Consider the following 18670-nt stretch of genomic DNA (forward strand, 5'->3'; position numbering starts at 1 on the left):
CGCGGCACAGGCCGGACGTTCTAGGTTAGCGCATACTCGCGGGCGCCTATCCGGCGAGGTGGGCCATCGCACCCGAGGTGACCTGCGGAGCGCCGAAAACGCCGCGCGGCGGGGCCCCGAAGGGCACCCGCCGCGCGGTCACATCCGCAACTAGATCTTGGCGACCTGGTTGAAGTTCAGCTCGACCGGCGTCTCCCGGCCGAAGATCGACACCAGCACCTTGAGCTTCTGCTGGTCGGCGTTGATCTCGGAGATCGTGGCCGGCAGCGAGGCGAAGGCGCCGTCGGTGACGGTGACCGAGTCGCCGACCTCGAAGTCCAGCACCCGGACCTCGGCCTTGGCCTTCTTCTGGCCGGCGCCGGGCTGCTCCACCGCGGGCAGCAGCCACTTCAGCACCTCGTCGAGGCTGAGCGGCGCCGGGCGGTCGGCCCGGTCCGTCGCGCCCACGAAGCCGGTCACACCCGGGGTGTTGCGCACACACGAGTACGACTCGGGCGTGAGGTCCATGCGGACCAGCAGGTAGCCCGGGAAGACCTTGCTCTGCACCTGGGTGCGCTTGCCGTTCTTGACCTCGACCTCTTCGCGGGTCGGGACCTCGACCTGGAAGATGAACTCCTCCATGTCGAGGCTCGTGATCCGGGTCTCGAGGTTGGTCTTGACCTTGTTCTCGTAACCGGCGTACGAATGCACGACATACCAGTCACCGGGCGCGAAGCGCAGCTTCTGGCGCAGCTCGGCGGCGGGGTCGAACTCGTCCTCAGCGGGTGCCGTCGCAAGTGCGGGCTCGTCGGTCACCGCGACCGCGGAGGTCACCTCGGTGTCTTCCGTCTGGGCCGTCTCGTCGTACTCAGGCACGTAGCCGCTCACTTCCGTAGTTTGTGTTACTTCGCGTCGCCGAAGACGAACAGCACGCCCTTGGCGTAGGCGAGGTCCAGCAGCGTCACGACAGCCATCATGAACGACACGAAGATCAGGACCACCGCGGTGTACGTCAGCAGCTCGTTCCGCGTCGGCCAGATGACCTTACGCAGCTCGGCGACGATCTCACGGACAAAACGTCCGATACGGCCGAAGAAGCCGACCTTCTCGGCCTTCTCCGCGCTCTTGACCGCGCGCGAGCCCTTGCCGTCGGTCACCTTGCGAGACTTGGTCGCGGTGCCACCGCCGGAGACGCCGGACTCGTCGTCCTGGGTGTCGTCGTCGACAGCGTCGTCGAACACGTCGTCAACGTGCTCGGCCGCGGCGTCCTCGCCACGTCGGTTGCTCTCGGCCACTTCGCCCTACTTCCATCTCGCGGGGTGGTGTCGGAACCGTGTAGGGAACACGATCCCGTGTGCCCGACGCAGTCGCACGAGGAGCACCTGTCACATCTGACCCGCCCCCACGCTGTGGGGCCGATACGGGCCATACGACCATGGTCCACCAGCCGAGGTCGTCGCGGAAGACAACCGGTGGGCCGATTCCCATGATCGCCCACCGCGGGCCGGTAGGCCAGAGCCAGCAGGGGCGACAGGACTCGAACCTGCAACCTGCGGTTTTGGAGACCGCTGCGCTGCCAATTGCGCCACACCCCTGTGCGGGAAAGAGCACCCTGCCGGAGGCCGAAAACCACCGGCGGAGTTCACTAACCCCACGGCCGACCAGTGTACGGGTAGACAGGCGAGTGGGCCAACTGGCACTCCCTATTTTCTCTCGGCACCGGCCGGCCGCCCAATCGAGCCGTCCTCAGATCTGCTTGACCACGACCCTGGCCTGCGCCAACACCTTCTCGCCCGCGCAGGTCGCGGTGAGGTCGAAGGTCACCAGATCGTCCTCGGACACGCTCTTGATCACCGCGGTGAACTCCACCTCGGTGCCTTCGTCGGTGTCGGGCACCGGCACCGGACGGGTGAACCTGACCCCGATATCGAGCACCGCGTCGGCGGAACCGACCCAGCCGGTGACCGCCCGGCCCGCCAGCGCCATGGTGTACATCCCGTGTGCGATCACCCCGGGCAGTCCCACGCCGACGGCGGTGCGCTCGCTCCAGTGGATCGGGTTGAAGTCGCCCGACGCGCCCGCGTAGCGGACCAGGTCGGCCCGAGTCACCCGGAACGTCTGCAGGGGCAGCTGCTGCCCCTTCTCGTACGCCATCTCACTCACCATGCCCTCGGACGACGAGCTTGCACACCACGGTCACCACGGGCTCGCCGGCCGGCGTGGCCAGCTCCGCGCGGGTGGTCAGGAAGTCGTGCCCGCCGCGGTGCGTGATGTCGTCGATGCTGCTGACGACGACCAGCTCGTCCCCGGCGACGATCGGGCGGCGGTACGAGAAACGCTGGTCGCCGTGGACCACGCGGGTGTAGTCCATGCCCAGTTCCGGGTCGGTGACGATCTGCTCCATGGCGGCGAAGCTCAGGATGATCGGGAAGGTGGGCGGGGCCACGACGTCGCGATAGCCGGCCTTCTGCGCGGCCTCCACGTCGTGGTACAGGGCGTCGTCCGCGCCGATGGCGGTGGCGAACTCCCTGATCTTCTCGCGGCCCACCTGGTAGGGCTCGGTCGGCGGATAGGTCCGACCGGTGAATGACTGGTCCAACGGCATACCCGTGAACCTATGCCAGCAGGGGGCGGCCCGATGGGCCGCCCCCTGCTGGGAACGTCTGCTCGACCGTCAGGTCAGCGGGTCTCGCGGTGCGCGGTGTGCTTGCCGCAGCGCGGGCAGAACTTCTTCAGCTCAATCCGATCCGGGTCGTTACGCCGGTTCTTCTTGGTGATGTAGTTCCGCTCCTTGCAGTCCACGCACGCCATGGTGATCTTTGGACGTACGTCAGTCGCCTTGGCCACGGGAGTGCCTTTCTAGAACAAGCTTCTTTGAGTTACCGGCATGCCACGATAGACGACGCCCATCCAGACATGCAAAAAGGCTCGCCATGGCGACCCTCACACCGCGACCAGGGAATATCTCACCGATCTGCGATCTCGCGTTGACTGGCGACACGCGCCAGCGATTCAACACAGCGTAGCGGTGGCCGGAATTGAACCGGCGACACAGCGATTATGAGCCGCTTGCTCTGCCATCTGAGCTACACCGCCGTGGCGGGCACTCCCGGTGGATGCACCGGGAGTCCGGTCGAGCCCCCTTACGGAATCGAACCGTAGACCTTCTCCTTACCATGGAGACGCTCTGCCGACTGAGCTAAGGGGGCGTGCTCGTTGCCAGGTGATTTCCCACCTCGCCGCGCGCCTTGGTAAGAGTACACAACAACCAGCCGCCGCGGAAATCGGGTTACCCCCGGCGCGGCGCGGTGTGGCTCAGCCCACCGCGCGCAGGCGGCGAACCTCGCCCAGCGGGGTCGGTTCGGCGTCGGTCTGGGCGCCCAGCCAGGCCTCCAGCCGCTCGTACGGCAGCGGCCGGCTGAACAGGAAGCCCTGGCCGATGTCGCAGCCGATCTCCTCGAGCAGCTCCAGCGTCAGCTCGCTCTCGACGCCCTCGGCGACCACGCTCAGCCCGAAGTGCCGCGAGATGTCCACCACGGCCCGCACGATGGCCAGGTCACCCGGGTCGGTGGCCATGCCCTGCACGAACGAGCGGTCGACCTTCACCTCGTGCACCGGCAGGCGGCGCAGGTAGGACAGGGACGAGTAGCCGGTGCCGAAGTCGTCCACGCTCAGGTGCACGCCGAGGTCGTAGAGCCGGCGCAGGGTCGGCAGCAGCCGGTCGACGCCGTCCACCACGCCGTCCTCGGTGATCTCCAGGGTCAGCCGGTCGGGTGACACGCCGTACTCCTGGAGCAGCTCGTCCACCCGGTCCGGGAACGCCGGGTCGACCAGCGTGCGCGGCGAGAGGTTCACCGCCACCGACAGCGGCCGGCCGGCGTCCACCCACTGGCGGGCCCGGCGCAGGCCCTCCCGCAGCACCACTTCGGTGAGCCGGGCCAACTGCCCGGTGTGCTCGGCCACCGCGACGAAGTCCTCCGGCTGCACCGCGCCGTGGGTCGGGTGCTCCCAGCGGGCCAGGCACTCGACGCCGACCAGGCGGCGGTCGCGCAGCGTGACCTTGGGCTGGAAGTAGACCTCCAGCTCGTCGTTGTCCAGGGCGCGGCGCAGGTCCCCGGCCAGCCCGAGCCGGCGCACCGAGCGCGACTCCAGCGCCAGGTCGAACAGCTGCACCCCGCCGGCCAGCGCCTTCGCCGAGTGGGTCGCCACGTCGGCGCGCTGCAGCAGCGTCGCCGGGTCGGAGCCGTGCTCCGGGTGCAGGCTGAGCCCGACCGCCGTGTCGACGTCCAGGGTCAGCGAGCCGAAGGTCATCGGGTCCTGCAGCTGGCCGCGCAGCTCCGCGGCCAGCTGCAGCGCCGCCTCGGCGTTGGGCAGGCGCAGCGTCACCACGAACTCGTCGCCGCCGACCCGGCCCACCAGCGCGGCGGGCGGCGACAGCGTGCGCAGCCGGGTGGCGACCTCGGCCAGCAGCTGGTCGCCCGCGGCGTGGCCGAGCGAGTCGTTGACGTCGCGCAGCCCGTCGACGTCGAACATCAGCACCGCCACGACCTCGCCGGGCGCCCGGACGCGCACGGCCTCCTCCAGCGCCTGGTTGATGCGCCGACGGTTGGGCAGCGCCGTGAGCGCGTCGTGGTAAGCGTCGAACCGCAGCCGGTCGACGAGGCGGTTGTTCTCCACCGCCACCGCGGCGTGCGCGGCGATCGCCTCCAGCAGGCGGACGTCGTTGGGGTCGAAGGACAGGTTGTCACCGAGCCGGCCCGCCACCTCGAGCGTGCCGATGACGGCCGAGCTGGCCCGCAGCGGCACGACGATGGCGTCCTTGGTGCCGTGCTCGCGCAGTTGCGTCCGCAGCTGGTCGTCGCCGAGCTTGGCACTCGCGGCGACCGTCTGCCCGGTCTCGACCGCCTGCTTTCGCAGGGACTCCGGCGTGCCCGCCACGTCGAGCAGACCCTTGTCGTCGGCCCGCGCGCTGAGCAGCACCTCGGGGTGGCGGCCCTGGGCGGGCAGCCACAGCGTGGCGTACTCGGCCTGCAGCAGCCGCCGAACCCGGCCCAGCAGGACGTCGGGCAGGGTGCCGTCGTGCGGGGTGTCGGAGATGGCGCCGGTGAGGTCGTAGATCTCGGTCAGCGTGCGGTGCTGGTTCGAGGAGCGCGCATAAGAGCGGTACATGAGGAAGAAGAACGCGACCAGCACGGCGAGCAGCAGGTAGGCCGCCGGGCCCTGCTGCAGGATCACCAGCACGGCCAGACCGATGGTGGTGTTGACGACGGCCACGACAGCGCCGGGCACCGCCGTGGAGGCCAGCTCCTGCGGCGCGAGACGGCCCTGCACCAGGCTGATGACACCCGCGACGCCGGCGACCTGCACGGCGTCCGTGGTCAGCACGGCGACGGCCAGCACGGCCCACGTTCCCGGGTCCCTCGGGTCGATCGGGCCGCCGCTCAGTACGACGAGGTTCGCGCAGGCGGTGCCCGCGGCCATGAGCGCGATGTTGAAGGCGGCCTTGACCGGCACCGTGCCGCGGCGCCACTGGACGAACGCGTAGACCAGCACTCGCACCACGAGCAGCGTGACTGGTGGCAGATAGGCCAGCGCGAGCACGAACGGGATGTCCGCCAGCGTGACGACGAAATGATGACGCCGGATCTCGAACTGGACCACGGCCATCTCGGCGCCGAGGAAGAGCCCGAGGAAGATCAGCGCCAGGTCCCAGTCGCCCACAGGCGGCGCGACGCTCCGGTTCACCACCAGCGCCGTCAGCCCCAGGGTGATCAGGACGAGCGGCCCGGTGATCAGCCACGCGAGCTCCGCGGAACGCTGGGCGCGTCGGATAGCTCTAGCCAATGCCGTTGTCCGCTCCGCTCAGACCGATCTGGGACCACGGGGCCTGCCCGGTCAGCCCCAGTCGGTGGACTCCGTACGGACGATGGGGCCGTCCAGGTCTCGCTCGCCGGTGTCCGGCTGGACTGGCTGGACGACTCCCCAGTCGGTGCTGAGCAGCTCCGCCGCCGGCTCGGCCGGCTTGTCCGACGTCCCCCGGTCCGCCAGAGCCGGGTTCGCGACGCCAAGAGCAGCCGCGCTGAGAGCGAGGAGAACAGCTCCACGGCTCATCAGACGGCCAAGCCTGCGTGTGCGCATCTTCGACTCCATAGGACAGCAGAAAAGATAAGGGACTGCCATGGATCGTGCCACAGTCGCTGGCACGGAGGAAGTCCGGATGACGTGCCACGCCGCCGACACGCGGATAAATAGCCGTTCGGTGGTGATTCGAATATCCGGCCGAACCAGCCCTCCCGACGGCAGGTGCGCGAAGCAACACTGTACGTCCCCGGGCGTGCCCCGAACAGTCTTTGACCGCGGTTCGAACATGTGTACGATACCGCCATGATGCGACTGGTAGAGCACCGCTGGAACGGCACCACCGCCAGCTACCGGCGCCAGGACGTGTTCCTGCGCGTCAACCCGGCCGGGCCGTGGGAGGTCGAGCACCGCCAGCACGGGCGCTCCGTGATGCGGGAGTACGCCACCGAGCGGGAAGCCCGGCGGGTCGCCGACGGCCTGTGCGCGCAGGGCGAATGGCGCAACCTGGAGCACCTGCACCGCTGACCGCGCCGGGGCCGCCACCGCGAGGCGCCCCTCCCCGCCGGTCAGCGGGCCAGCAGTGCCACGAAGTCGTCCACCAGCTTGATCTGCCGCCGCGGCGGAAACCGGGCCGGGTCGAAGAGCGCCTGCACCACCAGCCCGTGCGCGAACCCGGCCGCGCCGGCCACGACGTCGTCGGGATCGGCGTCGGCCGGCAACTGCCCCAAGCGGACGGCCGCCTCGACGTGCGGCCGCAGCATGCCCCGCCAGCGTTCGTATCGCCGCAGCTCAGCCGCAGCGAGTTCGTCGTCCCCGAGTGCGGCGTCCCAGAAGCTCACCCACACCCGGTTCATCGCGGCGATCTCCGGGTCCAACGGCATCACGTGCAGCAGTGCGGCACGCAGGCCAGGCAGCCCTTCACCCTCGGCCACCGGGCGCTCGCGTCGCTGCCCGTGCTCGTGCGCGACCTCCAGCGCATGGCGCATCAGCGCCTTCTTGCTGGGGAAATAATGTGTGAGCAGCCCCGTCGAAGCACCCAGCTGCGCGGCGACGGCGCGCAAGGTCAGCCCGCCGAAGCCCTTCGCCGCGAGCACCTCCCACACCGCCTGGGACACGTCCCGACGCCGAGCGTCATGGTCACCGCGTGCGGGCATCGCCACTCCTCTGGTCCATCGGCTACGCTACGCCAAAATACATAACAAACGTTTGGTACGCGAGACTGGAGCCCCCGTGCTGACCCATCGCCTCACCGACAACGCCGAGATGCGCGCCCTCGAACCCGCCTACGCCGAGCAGTTCGCGGCCTTCATCGAGCGGCACCGCGCCCATCTCGCGCCCTGGCTGCCCTGGTCCGTCGCCCTCACCGACGAGCCGCTGACCCGGGCCTGGCTGCAGCGATACGCCGACGAGGCCGCCCGCGACGGCGGCCGCATCTACGGGATCTGGCTCGACGGCGAACTGGTCGGCGGCACCCTCTTCCGCACGTTCGACGTCCGCTTCTCCACCGCCGAGATCGGCGTCTGGCTCGCCCCGCACGCCGAGGGACGCGGCCTGATCACCCGCGCCGCCACGCGCATGATCGCTTGGGCGGTCGACGAGCGCGGCATCAACCGCATCGAGTGGCGCACCGTGCCCGGCAACGCACGCAGCATCGCCTGCGCAAAGCGGTTGGGCATGACCCTCGACGGCGTGCTGCGCGAAGCCTTCCCGTACCAGGGCGTGAAGCACGACGCGCAGGTCTACTCGCTGCTCGCCGCCGAGTGGCGGGACAGCAGCCGCCGGTGACGACACCCTTCGACGAACACGAGCGCCGCCTGCGGCAGGTGCCACTGGTCGCCGAGGAGCTGAACTCACCCGGGACCGTGGCTGCCCATCCCGACGCGGACGGCCGACTCGCGATGCCCACCGCCGCAGTCATCGCCGCAGGCCAGGTCCCCTGATCGAGGCCGTCCCGACCCGGCTTCCACGGCCGGGTGGCACGCACGCATCGACGAACTCATACGTTCGTCCGATCCGGGGCTGCACGCTCGGCCCCTTACCCCTATCCTCGCGGGGTGTTCGAGAACTTCAGCGTCCCTGAAATCCTGTTCCTGTTCGCCGCCGCCGCCCTGCTCGTCGTCGGCCTGGCCTACCTCGGCGGCCGGACCTTCGCCCGGCGGCGGCCCTCCGGCCAGACCCCCGACTGACCGGCTGTTCCACCAAGCGGCAGCACGCCTAGCGGCTGCCGACCGGCTCCGGCGGCGACACGTCGGCCGGACCGGGTGACGGCGCACCGGCGCCTTCGTCGGCATCGCCACCGGAGGCGCGGGCGTCGGCCAGCGCGTCCGCGGGCACGTGCCGTTCCAGGAACCGCCGGGCCAGCCGGGTCGACGGGTGGATCGCGACGGTGGCGAGCAGGATGATGCCCGCGATCACCAGCCAACCGGCCGCACCCCAGCTCAACGCGAGGAAGGTGTACGCCGCCGGCGCCCACACCTTGCCGAGGGTGCCGCTCAGCTCGGCCGCGCCCTGATAGGCGCCGCGCTGGCGCGGGTCCATCAGCTCGGCCTCGAAGGACCAGCTCGCCGCCGACAGGTAGAGCTCGGCCCCCGTCACGGTGACGTGGCCCAGCCAGACCAGGGCGATCGTCACCCAGCCGACGGTGTCGTGCGTCGCGAGCGTGATCAGGCAGGAGAGCACGAAGAAGGTCGACGACAGCCGGATCGCCTTGAGGGCGGTCGGCAGATCCTTGACGCCGCGCGAGGTGACCATCGGCAGGAAGATGCACATCACGGTGTTGGTGCCGAACAGGAAGGCCAGTAGCACCCGCGGCGCGTCGGTCTGCTCTACGAGCCAGAGCGGAATGACGACGTTCAGCAGCACCTGGTTGGTCCAGAACACCCCGCTGAAGAAGTTGGTGAGCAGCCAGCCCGGGTTGCGCAGCGGACCCGGGCCGGGGATGCGCAGCTTGCGGTCCTCCGGGGTGCGCTCGTCGTGCGAAGCCTTGGGCAGCCGGGTGACGGCAGCGGCGTTGACCAGGAAGACCGCGGCGGTGAACCAGGGCAGCGCGTGCAGCACCGCGTTGGACTGGAACGCGAGCGCGATACCGCCCATCACCGAGCCGAGGGTGAAGCCGAGGTTGAGCGCGGAGTACATGTAGGCGCGTGACTTCACCCGCTCGTCCGGCGGCAGCACGTCGATCGTGTACGCCCCGTACGCCGCGGCACCGAGCGCGCCGATCACCTCCATGCCGACGGCCATGAGCACGTAGCCCTGAAAGTCGGTGATGAACGGCCAGACCGCGAACATCGCCGCCTGCCCGGCAGCGCTGACCGCCCACATCTTCTTCGGCCCGTACCGGTCGACCAGCTTGCCCATCGGCACCGCGGCGAGGAAGGCGGCGATGCCGGCGAGGGTCAGGCCGAGACCAACCTGGGCGGCGGACAGTCCGACGATCTTGGTGAAGAACACCGCCGATCCGGTCATGAACGTGCCCTCGCCGAGCGCGAACAGCAGCGACTGCACGGACAGGCGGCCCGCCAGGGGCGACGGGGGGCGGGCACGGCCGAGAAGGGCGGAGAGCGTCACGCGGGGATTGTCTGGGTACGGTACGACGCTTGTCGCCCCAATTAACCCGTCGCCGCCACATCCCAAAGCGGAATCGGCAGCGCCGGCCGATGCCGGCGTGCACCTATCGCAGCACTTGCTCAGTGCAGCGTGGTGGTGCCGACTCCGGCGATAACGCTTCACCGACGTAGTTCCGTCGATCCCGGGCCGCGCTCAAGATGGCCATCGGGTTACGCCCCTTGAACTCCGCGTCGGGGCGTACCTCCTGGGCGAGCACTCTGAACTCCTGCTTCGCCCCGTCCAGCTTCAGGCTGCGGCCCTGGTCCAGCCCGAAGACGTGCCCGACCTGGAAATTCCCGTGCTGGATGTACGACGCTCCGCGAGTGATGCCCGTCCACGGGTCACCACCCATGGCCTCCACGACATCGGCCGGTGCCGACTTGGCGTACCGGACATCGAACAGGTAGGCCTTGCCCTCCTCCGCATTCGGCGCGGTGCCGACGAGGCTGACGGAGTCCAGCGTCCCGCTCGGGAACCGCGCGAACTTGAGCGGCTCCACCGCCCACCCGTTACGGACAGACGCGGTTCTCCACCCAGGCATATCCACGATCACGATCATGTTCGGCTCACCGTTCGGTGACCGTCCGATGTGATGCGCGCCGCGCGGCACCGGGCACGGCGCGTGCGGTACTCACGCTACTGACCGTGATCTGCACAGATAGCCTTTTCCGCCGATCACCGCGCAGGCACCGCGAGCAGGATTCGAGCCTCTGCATGAGGTCCCACCCCGGGAGTGGACACCGGGTTCTGCTCATCGACATCGACCGGACGACCGGACAGCCCGACCGCAGCGCGGCCTAGCCTTCCGCAGACTCCCGCAGCGTCTGAACCGCCTTCACCGCGAAGCCCGGACTCCACCTGAAGGCGTGATCGTCACGCATCTCCAGCACACCCGCCTCGACAAGCACAAGCAACGCCGCATGGAGCCCGTCTCCCACCGGGTTGACCGTCCAGAACAGGTACTTCACTTCCCCAAAGGGGATGCCTTGGTCAAATACGCCCAGCTCAAGAGCAAGACTGTACGCAGCCCCATCGGCATCGACCCAGTCCGAGAGGCGATCTTTTAGGCTCACTGCCGGCTCCGGATGCACTCTGATCCATTTATGAGCAATTTATCGAACGCTCAGCGTGACCGCTGAAGAGTGGCCGCAGGCGCGACGGACCTTGGAAGCTCAGCGAAGCGACGCCGAGGTGTGAGGACCATGCAGAAACGGGACCCCTCGGGGTCCCGTCTGCGTTGGTCGACAGCTCGCTCCGTCAGGCCGTCTCCACACCGAGCTTCTGCGCGATAGCGGCCAGCAGCGCGCCCTGAGATGCCATCGTCGTCTCGACGCCGGCCAGCTTTCCTTCAACAGCGCCGAGCTTGTCCTCAACGGTGCCGAGCTTGACCGCGATGCGATCGACCTTGCCGTGCAGCTCGGTCACGTCCGTGCGCAGCTCCCGCACGTCACCAGACAGCTCACTGACCGCGCCGGACAGCAGGTCCAGACGGCCGTTCACCGCTTCAAGCTGGTCATTGACCGCAGCGATGTCACGATCAGCCCGGAAGGCGGCAGCCTCCAGGCGTTCCACGCGCTGAGTGGGAGCGGTCGTCATCCGTCCATTCTCCTAACCAAGGGTCCCCAGCGCCAGCCACAACAGGCAGGAGGGGGAACGCTGAGCGGTGCGAGACGACACCAGCCTACGAGCCCACACCGACACCACCCGGACGCAACACCGACCGTCGAGACCAGCAGCCGCAACGGTTCAGCCATGCGATCTCCCACCGCATCCCGATCACGCCGCTTCCCTGCCGGCACCCGAATGCCATCGGTGCGTGTCGAAAACTTTCCCTACGAGGTCAAGGCGGCGCTGCCGCGCCGCGCCGGGCTCGGGACGCTGGGCCTGGCGCTCATGCCTTCGGCCCGCGCCCAGCCCGGCAGCCAATCAGCAACCGCCTGCACTTCGATGGGAAACACGACCGCTACCAGGCGAAACGGGTAGCCGCAGGTCAGCGCTTGATCAGAGCGTTCGTCGATCGTGCCGGCTATCGCCGCGCCGCTGGTCGGCGAGGTGAAGCGTCAGAGTGCCGGAGGTGATCAGGCTTGGGAGCCCGCTCAGCGATAGGATTTGATCTTTTGTCGACAGGATGATCATAGGAGTGGAGATCATTTATAGATGATTTTTATGATCAATTTGTCGTACTCATGCCGGGCTACTCCTCGTAGCTCCCGCCGCTGACACTTGCGCGACCTACCGCCTTCAAGGCGAAGACCTTGGGGCTCCGCCCCAAACCCCGGCCCGACGCTCGGGGATCAGCCGGATCCCCTCGGCCAGTCGCCACAGGTAAGCACAGCCCGGGGCCACTCCGCACCTGCCGCTTCAAGATTTTTTCTAAGAGACTGTCGGGTAACCGAGTGATCACGTGTTGAGAAGCCGTTCGGCGTTGAGGCGTCGGGCGGCTTCTCGTTCGGTGGCGTTGCTCCAGCGGACTGTGTGACCTGCGAGGCGGCGGGTCATGAGCCTGATCATCGCTAGTTTGATCATCGCTTCGGCGTTGGCGGTCAGGCGTTCGTAGTCACGGGCCAGGCGCCGGTTGCGTATCAGCCAGCCGAAGGTCCGTTCCACGACCCAGCGCCGGGGCAGGACCTCGAAACCTTTGATGTCGTCGCGGCGGCGCACGATCTGCAGGACCAGGCCGAGGGCGGATCGGGCCCAGCCCACCATCGTGGCGTCGCGGCTGTTGGCGTACCCGGCATCGGCCCAGACCAGGGCCACACTGGTGAACGCGGCGGCCAGCCGGGCAAGGATCATCCGGCCGCCGGGGCGGTCGTTGACCGACGCGGAGGTCACCGCGACTACCAGTAGCAGCCCCATGGTGTCCACGACCAGATGCCGTTTGCGGCCGGTGGTCTTCTTGCCCGGGTCGTAGCCGATCTGCTGGCCGCCTTCGCTGCTTTTGACGGTCTGGGAGTCCATGATCCCCGCGGTGGGGTGCCGGTCACGGCCGGCGCGTTGGCGCAGCCGGCCGCGGAGCTCGTCGTGGATGCGGTCCCAGGTGCCGTCTTTGCGCCAGGCGGTGAACCAGCGGTGTGCGGCGTCGGCCGGGGCCAGGTCGTGGGGGATCATCCGCCAGGGGCAGCCGCCGCGCAGCACGAACAGGATCGAGTCGAGGATCAGCCGGTCGTCCCACCTGCGCGGACGGCCGCCGCGGCTGCGGTCCCGCACGGGCATCAAGGGTTCGAGGACAGCCCACATCGCGTCGGTGAGGCTGGACGGATAGGCTCTGCGGGCGTCCCCGCCAAGGTCAACGTTGCGCACAACTTCGTGATCATGGCGGGGACGTTCCGTTTGTCGAGCACCAAACATCGGCGTGTACCGAAGCAACCTCACGTCACCACTCGGTTACCCGACAGCCTCTAACCGCTACGCAGAAAAAATCTTGAAGCCTCGACAGGTACTCCGGACCCCGAACTGTGCTTAGGCAGAGCCCGCCGGTCCGAGGGGATCAGCTCCAGTGCTGGACGGAGGACGGGAGGACGAACGACTGATCAGCCGTCACAATGAGCTGCTGCCGCCTCCGGAACCGGCGGTGTTCGAGCCGAACGGACCGTGCGGTGGGCGCGGTTCACGGTCGCCGAAGTACACGTCGCGAGCGGGATCGAGGTGACTACGGTGCTTGTTACGCCTCGCCCCGATGATCACCATAACCACGATCAGCAGTCCGAGCACGCCGGCGGGGATCAGCAACCATTCCATGGGCAAACGGTAGGTGGTCTGCGCCAGTTCGGGCCTGATCAGAATCTCACCAGCACCGGAGGTGTTCCCGTCATGTTCCCGTGAACAGCCGTAGACGGCCGGACTCAGCCGGACTCAACCGCCCCCCAAACGAAACGCGGCTCCGACCGTTCTTGCTGGTCAGAACCGCGTTCCTGCTGCTGGTGGCGGGTAGAGGATTCGAACCTCTGTAGCTTTCGCGACGGATTTACAGTCCGCTCCCATTGGCCGCTCGGGCAACCCGCCTGGTAACAGCGCTGCCAGCACCGCACGCGATGTTGGCTCGCTAAGGATAGCGGTACGCCCGCAGCGATGTGCAAGCGGGTTGGACCATGGGCACGGCGCGCCGCCGGATCTGCTAAAACGGTACGCATGGCAGCTAACCCGTCGTTCGACATCGTCAGCAAGGTTGATCGGCAGGAGGTGGACAACGCTCTGCACCAGGCCGAGAAGGAGCTGGGCACGCGGTTCGACTTCCGTGACACGGGAGCATCCATCGCCTGGGCCGGCGAGGAGGGCGTGACCGTCCAGGCCAACACCGAGGACCGGGCGAGGGCCGCGCTCGACGTCTTCAAGGAGAAGCTGATCAAGCGCAACATCTCCCTGAAGTCGCTGGACGCCGGCGAGCCGAAGTCCTCCGGCAAGGTCTACAAGATCGACTGCAAGATCATTCAGGGTATCGACCAGGAGAAGGCGAAGGCCATCTCCAAGAAGATCCGCGACGAGGGCCCCAAGGGCGTCCAGGCGCAGATCCAGGGCGACCAGCTCCGGGTCACCGGCAAGAAGAAGGACGACCTGCAGGAGGTCATCGCCCTGCTCAAGGGAGCCGACTTCGAGGTCGCCCTCCAATTCACCAACTACCGGTAGCAGTCGCCGGGATCACGGCCCTCACCTGCATCAACGCAGACAGCGCCAGGATCCCGGCACAGCTCCGCGATTCTGTCGTACGGGTGTCGTACGTTGGTCCCGCCCTCGCGGGGGTCCGAGGCGCTGGTTACGCCCCGGAAGCGCGGGGGTCCAAACGTTGAGAACACGAAAAGGCCCCGCCGTGTGGCGGGGCCTTTTCGGTGCTGCGTCAGCGCATGTACTGGATGGGGCCGGAGCTGGCGGCCATGGCCTCCAGGCGCCGGACCCGCTCCTCCATCGGCGGGTGCGTGGAGAACAGCGACGCGATGCCGCCGCCCTTCAGCGGGTTGTCGATCATCAGGTGGGCGGAGCTGGCGAGCTGCCCGTCGGCGGGCAGCGGCATCTGCTGCACCCCCATGTGGATCTTCTTGAGGGCGCTGGCCAGGGCCAGCGGGTCGTTCGTCAGCTGCGCGCCCGAGGCGTCGGCCTGGAACTCGCGGCTGCGGCTGATGGCGAGCTGGATGATCGTGGCGGCCAGCGGGCCGAGGATCAGCATCATCATCAGGGCCAGCGGGTTGGGCCCGTCCTCGTCGTCGCCGCCGAGCGGGATGAACCAGGCGAGGTTGGCCAGCATGGTGATGATGCCGGCCAGCGCTCCGGCGACGCTGGAGATGAGGATGTCGCGGTTGTAGACGTGCGACAGCTCGTGGCCGATGACGGCGCGCAGTTCGCGGTAGTCGAGGATGCGGGTGATGCCCTCGGTGACCGCGACCGCCGCGTGCTGCGGGTTGCGGCCGGTGGCGAAGGCGTTGGGCTGCATGGTCGGGCTGACGTACAGGCGGGGCATGGGCTGTCCGGCCTGCTGGGCAAGTTCCCGCACCATCTGGTAGAGCTGGGGAAAATCGGCCTCGCTGACCGGTTGGGCGCGCATCGAGCGCAGTGCGAGCTTGTCGGAGAAGAAGTAGCTCACACCGTTCATGAGCAGCGACACGATGACGGCGATGAACAGGCCGGTGCTGCCCCCGAACCAGTAGCCGATGCCGAGGATGATCGCTGTCAGCAGTCCCAGCAGGGCTGCCGTCTTCAGGCCGTTGTGGCTGTGCATGCCTTCCCTCCACGAATGGCGCGGTGGGTGTGCCGCGCATCTGGTGCAACCAGTGCTCCTGGCATCCACGTTCCCGCTGCGGGCTGTGAACATGCTGAAAGTTCATGTTATCCGTTGTGAGTGGCTTGCCCGGTTCAAGGCAGATCAGCCGCCTCGCGGCAGGGTCACTCGGGACGGCGGTTCATATCGATTTTGATGTGGCCACATCAAAATCGATATGGCGGCGCACACGACGCATCGCTCACGCGGGCCGGGCGCGCTCGAGCGCCGGACCGCGGCCGCAGCGTGGTCACCGCCAGGCGGTGACCACGCTGTAGACCAGTTGCGGATCGATGGTCAGCAGCAGCCCCGCCGCGGTGGCCAGGCCGAGGGCCGCGACGGGGGCCCACGCCACGCGGGCGGCCGGGCCGGCATCGGACCCGTCGGCCGCGCCGTAGAGCGCCGCGACGGGTCGCCAGTACACGGCTAGGCCGATGACGGAGACCAGGGCGACCAGCAGGGCGAGCCGGTAGGAGTCGACGCGCAGCAGCGCCTGGATCACCGTGATCTTGGCGAAGAGGCCGGCCAGCATCGGTGGCAGGCCGGCCAGGCCAACCAGGGCGAAGGTCAGCGCGGCGGCCCGCCAGGGCGCGGTGCGGCCGAGGCCGCGCAGGTCGGCCAGGCTGCCGCCGTCCGCCGCGTCCGGGCGCAGCGCCACCACCGCGCTGAACGCGGCGAGCTCCAGGACCAGGAAGAAGACGGTGTACTCGAGCGCGGCGTCGAGCAGCCCGTCGGCCTGACCGGCCAGCGCCAGCCCGGTGAGCCCGCCCAGCGGCGCGAGGATGAACCCGGCCTGCGCGATCGAGGACCAGGCGAGCAGGCGTACGGTGCGCCGCTGGCGCAGGGCGACCAGGGTGCCGATCAGCATCGACAGGGCGGCCAGCACGGCCAGGGTGATGCCGGCGGTGATGAACATGCTGCGGTCGTCGCCGGCCGCGCCGGTGGCCAGCACGCCGTCGACGACGATCAGGATCGCCACCACGCCGCCCAGCTTCGAGGCGGTGGACAGGAACGCGGCGACGGGCACGGGCGCGCCCTCGTAGGTGGCCGGGGCCCAGGCGTGCAAGGGCGCCGCGGCGACCTTGAAGCCGAGGCCGACCAGGATCAGCGCAAGGCCGGTGAGCGCGACGGGACGCCACTGCCCGGTGGCGAACAGCGGCGCGGAGACCAGGCCGCGCAGCTGCACGGTGCCCGAGGCGAGGTAGAGCAGCGCCGCGCCGAGCAGGGTCACCGCGGTCGCGGCGACGCTGTTGGCGAAGAAGGTCACCGCGGCCGCCGCGGCCTCGCCCGCCCGCCGCCGGTGCAGCGCCACCAGGGCGTACAGCGGGATGGTGAGTGTCTCCAGCGCCACGATCAGGGTGATCAGGTCGCCCGCGGAGGCGAGGGCGACGCCGCCGGTCATCGCGCACGCGAACAGGAAGACCGTCTCGCCCGCGGGGGCGTCGCCGCGGCGCAGCGCCGGGACGTAGAGCAGCAGTGCGCCGACGGTCAGCGCCGCCACCAGCACCGCCACCAGGCGGGCCCGGGAGTCGAAGACGAGCGCGCAGTCCACCGGCATGATCGCGTCGCTGCCGGGGGCGGCGAGACCGGCGCAGAAGGTGCCGATCTGGCGCGGCTCGGTGAAGGCCGCGGTCACGGCGGTCGCCAGTGCGCCGAGCAGTCCGACGCCGAGCGGCCAGCGCCAGCGCGGCTGCGTGATCAGATCCACCACCAGCACCGCGAGGGCGGTCCCGGCGGCGACCAGCAGGGGCAGCATCAGTTGCAGGTTCACGGCGCCACCGCTCTCGTCAGTGCGGCCACCGCGTCGGCGGACATGCCCAGCACCAGCATCGGCATCACGCCGAGCAGCAGTGCCAGGGCCACCAGCGGCGACCAGGCGACCAGTTCCGGGACGCGGGCCTCGGGTGCGCCCGCCAGCGCCGCCGCCTGCGGGCCGTGGCTGACCCGGCGCAGCAGGCGCAGCAGGTACGCCGCGGTCAGCGCGCCGCCGATCGCGGCCAGCACCGCCAGCACGGTCCACAGCGTGCCGTCCCGCCGCACGGCGGCGACCACGGCGAACGCCTCGCCCCAGAACCCGGCGAGGCCGGGCAGGCCGAGGCTGCCGAGGGCGGCGAAGCCGAGCACGCCGGCCAGCCAGGGCTGGCGTTCGCGCAACCCGCCCAGGTCGGCGAGCAGGCCGGTGTGCGCCCGGTCCTTGATCGCGCCGGCCAGGAAGAACAGCAGGCCGGTGAGCAGGCCGTGGGCGATGTTGCCGATCAGCGCGGCCTGCAGGCCAATCTCGTTGAGGGTGGCGATGCCGAGCAGCACGAAACCCATGTGCCCGACGGAGGAGTACGCGATGAGGCGTTTGACCTCGGTCTGGGACAGGCAGACCAGTGACCCGATCAGGATCGCGGCGACCGCGAGCACGCCCAGCGCGGGCGCGAACGCCGCGGCGCCCTCCGGTGTCACGCCGACCCCGACCCGGATCAGGCCGTACGTGCCCATCTTCAGCAGCACCCCGGCCAGGATGACGCTGCCGACGGTCGGGGCCTCGGTGTGCGCGTCGGGCAGCCAGGTGTGCAGCGGCCACAGCGGGCTCTTCACGGCGAACGCGACCGCGAACAGCCCGAAGATCCACAGCTGGGCGTCGTGCGACAGCAGGCCCTGCTCGGTGGTGAGCCGGGCGATGTCGGCGGTGCCGGTCTGCGTCACCACGGCGACCACGCCGACCAGCAGCAGCACCGACCCGGCCAGCGTGTAGAGCGCGAACTTCAGTGCCGCCGCGCGCCGGGCCGGGCCGCCCCAGCCCGCGATGACCGCCGCCATCGGCAGCAGCACCACCTCGAACGCGAGGAAGAACAGCACCAGGTTGACGGCGAGGAAGGTGCCGAGGATGCCTACCTCGATCACCAGCAGCAGCGCGGCGAGCTGGTTGGCCCGCTCCGGCCGCTGCCACAGCAGGTAGCCGCAGCACAGCAGGGTGAGCAACGCGGTCAGCACGACCAGGGGGTACGAGATGCCGTCCACGCCCAGGTGCAGCCGCAGTTGCAGGTCGGGCACCCATGGCTTGTCGACCTCGTGCCACAGCCCGGATGGCCGGGCGGTCTCCCGGCCGAGCACCAGCGGCGCGGTCAGCAGCAGGGTGAGCGCGGCACCGACGGTCGCCACGATCGTGCCGCCGCGACCACGCACGAGCAGCGCGGCGACGGCGCCGACCAGCGGCACCGCCAACGACCCGATCAGCAGCAACGCGGAAGTGTTCATGCCGCCACCTCG

At 69.2% G+C, this 18670-nt stretch carries 22 protein-coding genes and 4 tRNA genes; 5 read left to right on the forward strand and 21 right to left on the reverse strand.

Annotation, left to right across the window (positions count from 1 at the left end; genetic code table 11):
- Nucleotides 1–150: 150 nt before the first annotated feature.
- The 10 genes from nusG to ACFQO7_RS09185 all read right to left on the reverse strand — a co-directional run bounded on the left by nusG (nucleotide 151) and on the right by ACFQO7_RS09185 (nucleotide 6090).
- Nucleotides 151–855 carry a transcription termination/antitermination protein NusG gene (gene nusG / locus ACFQO7_RS09140; protein WP_203692260.1) on the reverse strand — a complete coding sequence of 235 codons (705 nt, stop codon included), beginning with the start codon at nucleotides 853–855 and terminating at the stop codon, nucleotides 151–153.
- A gap of 26 nt (nucleotides 856–881) precedes the next feature.
- Complete coding sequence (gene secE, locus ACFQO7_RS09145) at nucleotides 882–1274, reverse strand: preprotein translocase subunit SecE (protein WP_360536119.1); 393 nt, start codon at nucleotides 1272–1274, stop codon at nucleotides 882–884.
- 227 nt (nucleotides 1275–1501) lie between these two features.
- Nucleotides 1502–1574, reverse strand: a tRNA-Trp gene (locus ACFQO7_RS09150).
- A 151-nt stretch (nucleotides 1575–1725) separates the two neighbouring features.
- The gene (locus ACFQO7_RS09155; RefSeq protein WP_360536117.1) at nucleotides 1726–2133 is read right to left on the reverse strand and encodes a MaoC family dehydratase; all 408 of its coding nucleotides are present in this window, start codon (nucleotides 2131–2133) and stop codon (nucleotides 1726–1728) included.
- Between the two features lies 1 nt (nucleotide 2134).
- Nucleotides 2135–2584: a MaoC family dehydratase N-terminal domain-containing protein gene (locus ACFQO7_RS09160; RefSeq protein ID WP_155374068.1), complete on the reverse strand. Its 450-nt coding sequence runs from the start codon at nucleotides 2582–2584 to the stop codon at nucleotides 2135–2137.
- Between the two features lie 74 nt (nucleotides 2585–2658).
- Nucleotides 2659–2826: a 50S ribosomal protein L33 gene (rpmG, locus tag ACFQO7_RS09165; RefSeq protein WP_018347744.1), complete on the reverse strand. Its 168-nt coding sequence runs from the start codon at nucleotides 2824–2826 to the stop codon at nucleotides 2659–2661.
- Nucleotides 2827–3002: 176 nt separating this feature from the next.
- A tRNA-Met gene (locus tag ACFQO7_RS09170) sits at nucleotides 3003–3075 on the reverse strand.
- Nucleotides 3076–3115: 40 nt separating this feature from the next.
- Nucleotides 3116–3188: transfer RNA gene (locus tag ACFQO7_RS09175), tRNA-Thr, on the reverse strand.
- 106 nt (nucleotides 3189–3294) lie between these two features.
- Nucleotides 3295–5823, reverse strand: coding sequence for a putative bifunctional diguanylate cyclase/phosphodiesterase (locus ACFQO7_RS09180; RefSeq protein ID WP_360536114.1), 2529 nt, complete (start codon nucleotides 5821–5823; stop codon nucleotides 3295–3297).
- Between the two features lie 51 nt (nucleotides 5824–5874).
- A complete protein-coding gene (locus tag ACFQO7_RS09185; RefSeq protein WP_376805979.1) occupies nucleotides 5875–6090 on the reverse strand; it encodes a hypothetical protein in 216 nt (71 codons plus the stop codon).
- Between the two features lie 273 nt (nucleotides 6091–6363).
- Here ACFQO7_RS09185 and ACFQO7_RS09190 point away from each other — a divergent pair, with 273 nt between their 5' ends.
- Nucleotides 6364–6585 (forward strand): hypothetical protein, encoded by a 222-nt coding sequence (locus ACFQO7_RS09190; protein WP_203692245.1) that lies wholly within the window; start codon nucleotides 6364–6366, stop codon nucleotides 6583–6585.
- A 41-nt stretch (nucleotides 6586–6626) separates the two neighbouring features.
- Here ACFQO7_RS09190 and ACFQO7_RS09195 read toward each other — a convergent pair whose 3' ends face one another.
- Nucleotides 6627–7214, reverse strand: a complete 588-nt coding sequence (locus ACFQO7_RS09195) for a TetR/AcrR family transcriptional regulator (protein WP_376805980.1) — start codon at nucleotides 7212–7214, stop codon at nucleotides 6627–6629.
- Nucleotides 7215–7290: 76 nt separating this feature from the next.
- Here ACFQO7_RS09195 and ACFQO7_RS09200 point away from each other — a divergent pair, with 76 nt between their 5' ends.
- The 3 genes from ACFQO7_RS09200 to ACFQO7_RS09210 all read left to right on the forward strand — a co-directional run bounded on the left by ACFQO7_RS09200 (nucleotide 7291) and on the right by ACFQO7_RS09210 (nucleotide 8246).
- Nucleotides 7291–7845, forward strand: a complete 555-nt coding sequence (locus tag ACFQO7_RS09200) for a GNAT family N-acetyltransferase (protein ID WP_376805981.1) — start codon at nucleotides 7291–7293, stop codon at nucleotides 7843–7845.
- Nucleotides 7842–8000 (forward strand): hypothetical protein, encoded by a 159-nt coding sequence (locus ACFQO7_RS09205; protein WP_376805982.1) that lies wholly within the window; start codon nucleotides 7842–7844, stop codon nucleotides 7998–8000. Before ACFQO7_RS09200 ends, ACFQO7_RS09205 begins: the two co-directional genes overlap by 4 nt.
- A 114-nt stretch (nucleotides 8001–8114) precedes the next feature.
- Nucleotides 8115–8246, forward strand: a complete 132-nt coding sequence (locus ACFQO7_RS09210; protein ID WP_376805983.1) for a hypothetical protein — start codon at nucleotides 8115–8117, stop codon at nucleotides 8244–8246.
- 28 nt (nucleotides 8247–8274) lie between these two features.
- On the opposite strand, the gene ACFQO7_RS09215 is transcribed toward ACFQO7_RS09210, so the two are convergent.
- The 7 genes from ACFQO7_RS09215 to ACFQO7_RS09245 all read right to left on the reverse strand — a co-directional run bounded on the left by ACFQO7_RS09215 (nucleotide 8275) and on the right by ACFQO7_RS09245 (nucleotide 13668).
- Nucleotides 8275–9627, reverse strand: coding sequence for an MFS transporter (locus ACFQO7_RS09215; protein ID WP_376805984.1), 1353 nt, complete (start codon nucleotides 9625–9627; stop codon nucleotides 8275–8277).
- A 103-nt stretch (nucleotides 9628–9730) separates the two neighbouring features.
- Nucleotides 9731–10225, reverse strand: a complete 495-nt coding sequence (locus ACFQO7_RS09220; RefSeq protein WP_376805985.1) for a hypothetical protein — start codon at nucleotides 10223–10225, stop codon at nucleotides 9731–9733.
- A 238-nt stretch (nucleotides 10226–10463) separates the two neighbouring features.
- Nucleotides 10464–10739, reverse strand: a complete 276-nt coding sequence (locus ACFQO7_RS09225; RefSeq protein WP_376805986.1) for a hypothetical protein — start codon at nucleotides 10737–10739, stop codon at nucleotides 10464–10466.
- A gap of 184 nt (nucleotides 10740–10923) precedes the next feature.
- The gene (locus tag ACFQO7_RS09230; protein ID WP_376805987.1) at nucleotides 10924–11262 is read right to left on the reverse strand and encodes a hypothetical protein; all 339 of its coding nucleotides are present in this window, start codon (nucleotides 11260–11262) and stop codon (nucleotides 10924–10926) included.
- 804 nt (nucleotides 11263–12066) lie between these two features.
- On the reverse strand, nucleotides 12067–13014 hold the full coding sequence (locus tag ACFQO7_RS09235; protein ID WP_376805988.1) for an IS5 family transposase: 948 nt from the start codon (nucleotides 13012–13014) through the stop codon (nucleotides 12067–12069).
- Between the two features lie 189 nt (nucleotides 13015–13203).
- Nucleotides 13204–13404: a hypothetical protein gene (locus ACFQO7_RS09240; RefSeq protein WP_376805989.1), complete on the reverse strand. Its 201-nt coding sequence runs from the start codon at nucleotides 13402–13404 to the stop codon at nucleotides 13204–13206.
- Nucleotides 13405–13584: 180 nt separating this feature from the next.
- Nucleotides 13585–13668: transfer RNA gene (locus tag ACFQO7_RS09245), tRNA-Tyr, on the reverse strand.
- Between the two features lie 126 nt (nucleotides 13669–13794).
- Here ACFQO7_RS09245 and ACFQO7_RS09250 point away from each other — a divergent pair.
- On the forward strand, nucleotides 13795–14289 hold the full coding sequence (locus ACFQO7_RS09250; RefSeq protein WP_360536096.1) for a YajQ family cyclic di-GMP-binding protein: 495 nt from the start codon (nucleotides 13795–13797) through the stop codon (nucleotides 14287–14289).
- Nucleotides 14290–14497: 208 nt separating this feature from the next.
- On the opposite strand, the gene htpX is transcribed toward ACFQO7_RS09250, so the two are convergent.
- From htpX to ACFQO7_RS09265, 3 genes are all read right to left on the reverse strand, one after another.
- Complete coding sequence (gene htpX, locus ACFQO7_RS09255; RefSeq protein ID WP_376805990.1) at nucleotides 14498–15373, reverse strand: zinc metalloprotease HtpX; 876 nt, start codon at nucleotides 15371–15373, stop codon at nucleotides 14498–14500.
- 289 nt (nucleotides 15374–15662) lie between these two features.
- Nucleotides 15663–17168 (reverse strand): NADH-quinone oxidoreductase subunit N, encoded by a 1506-nt coding sequence (locus ACFQO7_RS09260; protein ID WP_376806100.1) that lies wholly within the window; start codon nucleotides 17166–17168, stop codon nucleotides 15663–15665.
- A gap of 11 nt (nucleotides 17169–17179) precedes the next feature.
- Nucleotides 17180–18658, reverse strand: a complete 1479-nt coding sequence (locus tag ACFQO7_RS09265) for a complex I subunit 4 family protein (RefSeq protein WP_376805991.1) — start codon at nucleotides 18656–18658, stop codon at nucleotides 17180–17182.
- Between the last annotated feature and the right edge of the window lie 12 nt (nucleotides 18659–18670).

It is taken from the genome of Catellatospora aurea, from assembly GCF_042663325.1.
In the GTDB taxonomy this organism is placed as follows: domain Bacteria; phylum Actinomycetota; class Actinomycetes; order Mycobacteriales; family Micromonosporaceae; genus Catellatospora; species Catellatospora aurea.

What these genes read in the sequence shown, in the direction of transcription:
- ACFQO7_RS09155 (WP_360536117.1), bottom strand. Translation starts at nt 2,133, where the DNA reads ATGGCGTACGAGAAGGGGCAGCAGCTGCCCCTGCAGACGTTCCGGGTG.
- ACFQO7_RS09160 (WP_155374068.1), bottom strand. Translation starts at nt 2,584, where the DNA reads ATGCCGTTGGACCAGTCATTCACCGGTCGGACCTATCCGCCGACCGAG.
- ACFQO7_RS09185 (WP_376805979.1), bottom strand. Translation starts at nt 6,090, where the DNA reads ATGAGCCGTGGAGCTGTTCTCCTCGCTCTCAGCGCGGCTGCTCTTGGC.
- ACFQO7_RS09190 (WP_203692245.1), top strand. Translation starts at nt 6,364, where the DNA reads ATGATGCGACTGGTAGAGCACCGCTGGAACGGCACCACCGCCAGCTAC.
- ACFQO7_RS09195 (WP_376805980.1), bottom strand. Translation starts at nt 7,214, where the DNA reads ATGCCCGCACGCGGTGACCATGACGCTCGGCGTCGGGACGTGTCCCAG.
- ACFQO7_RS09220 (WP_376805985.1), bottom strand. Translation starts at nt 10,225, where the DNA reads ATGATCGTGATCGTGGATATGCCTGGGTGGAGAACCGCGTCTGTCCGT.
- ACFQO7_RS09230 (WP_376805987.1), bottom strand. Translation starts at nt 11,262, where the DNA reads ATGACGACCGCTCCCACTCAGCGCGTGGAACGCCTGGAGGCTGCCGCC.
- ACFQO7_RS09235 (WP_376805988.1), bottom strand. Translation starts at nt 13,014, where the DNA reads ATGTTTGGTGCTCGACAAACGGAACGTCCCCGCCATGATCACGAAGTT.
- ACFQO7_RS09240 (WP_376805989.1), bottom strand. Translation starts at nt 13,404, where the DNA reads ATGGAATGGTTGCTGATCCCCGCCGGCGTGCTCGGACTGCTGATCGTG.
- ACFQO7_RS09250 (WP_360536096.1), top strand. Translation starts at nt 13,795, where the DNA reads ATGGCAGCTAACCCGTCGTTCGACATCGTCAGCAAGGTTGATCGGCAG.
- htpX (WP_376805990.1), bottom strand. Translation starts at nt 15,373, where the DNA reads ATGCACAGCCACAACGGCCTGAAGACGGCAGCCCTGCTGGGACTGCTG.
- ACFQO7_RS09260 (WP_376806100.1), bottom strand. Translation starts at nt 17,168, where the DNA reads ATGCTGCCCCTGCTGGTCGCCGCCGGGACCGCCCTCGCGGTGCTGGTG.
- ACFQO7_RS09265 (WP_376805991.1), bottom strand. Translation starts at nt 18,658, where the DNA reads ATGAACACTTCCGCGTTGCTGCTGATCGGGTCGTTGGCGGTGCCGCTG.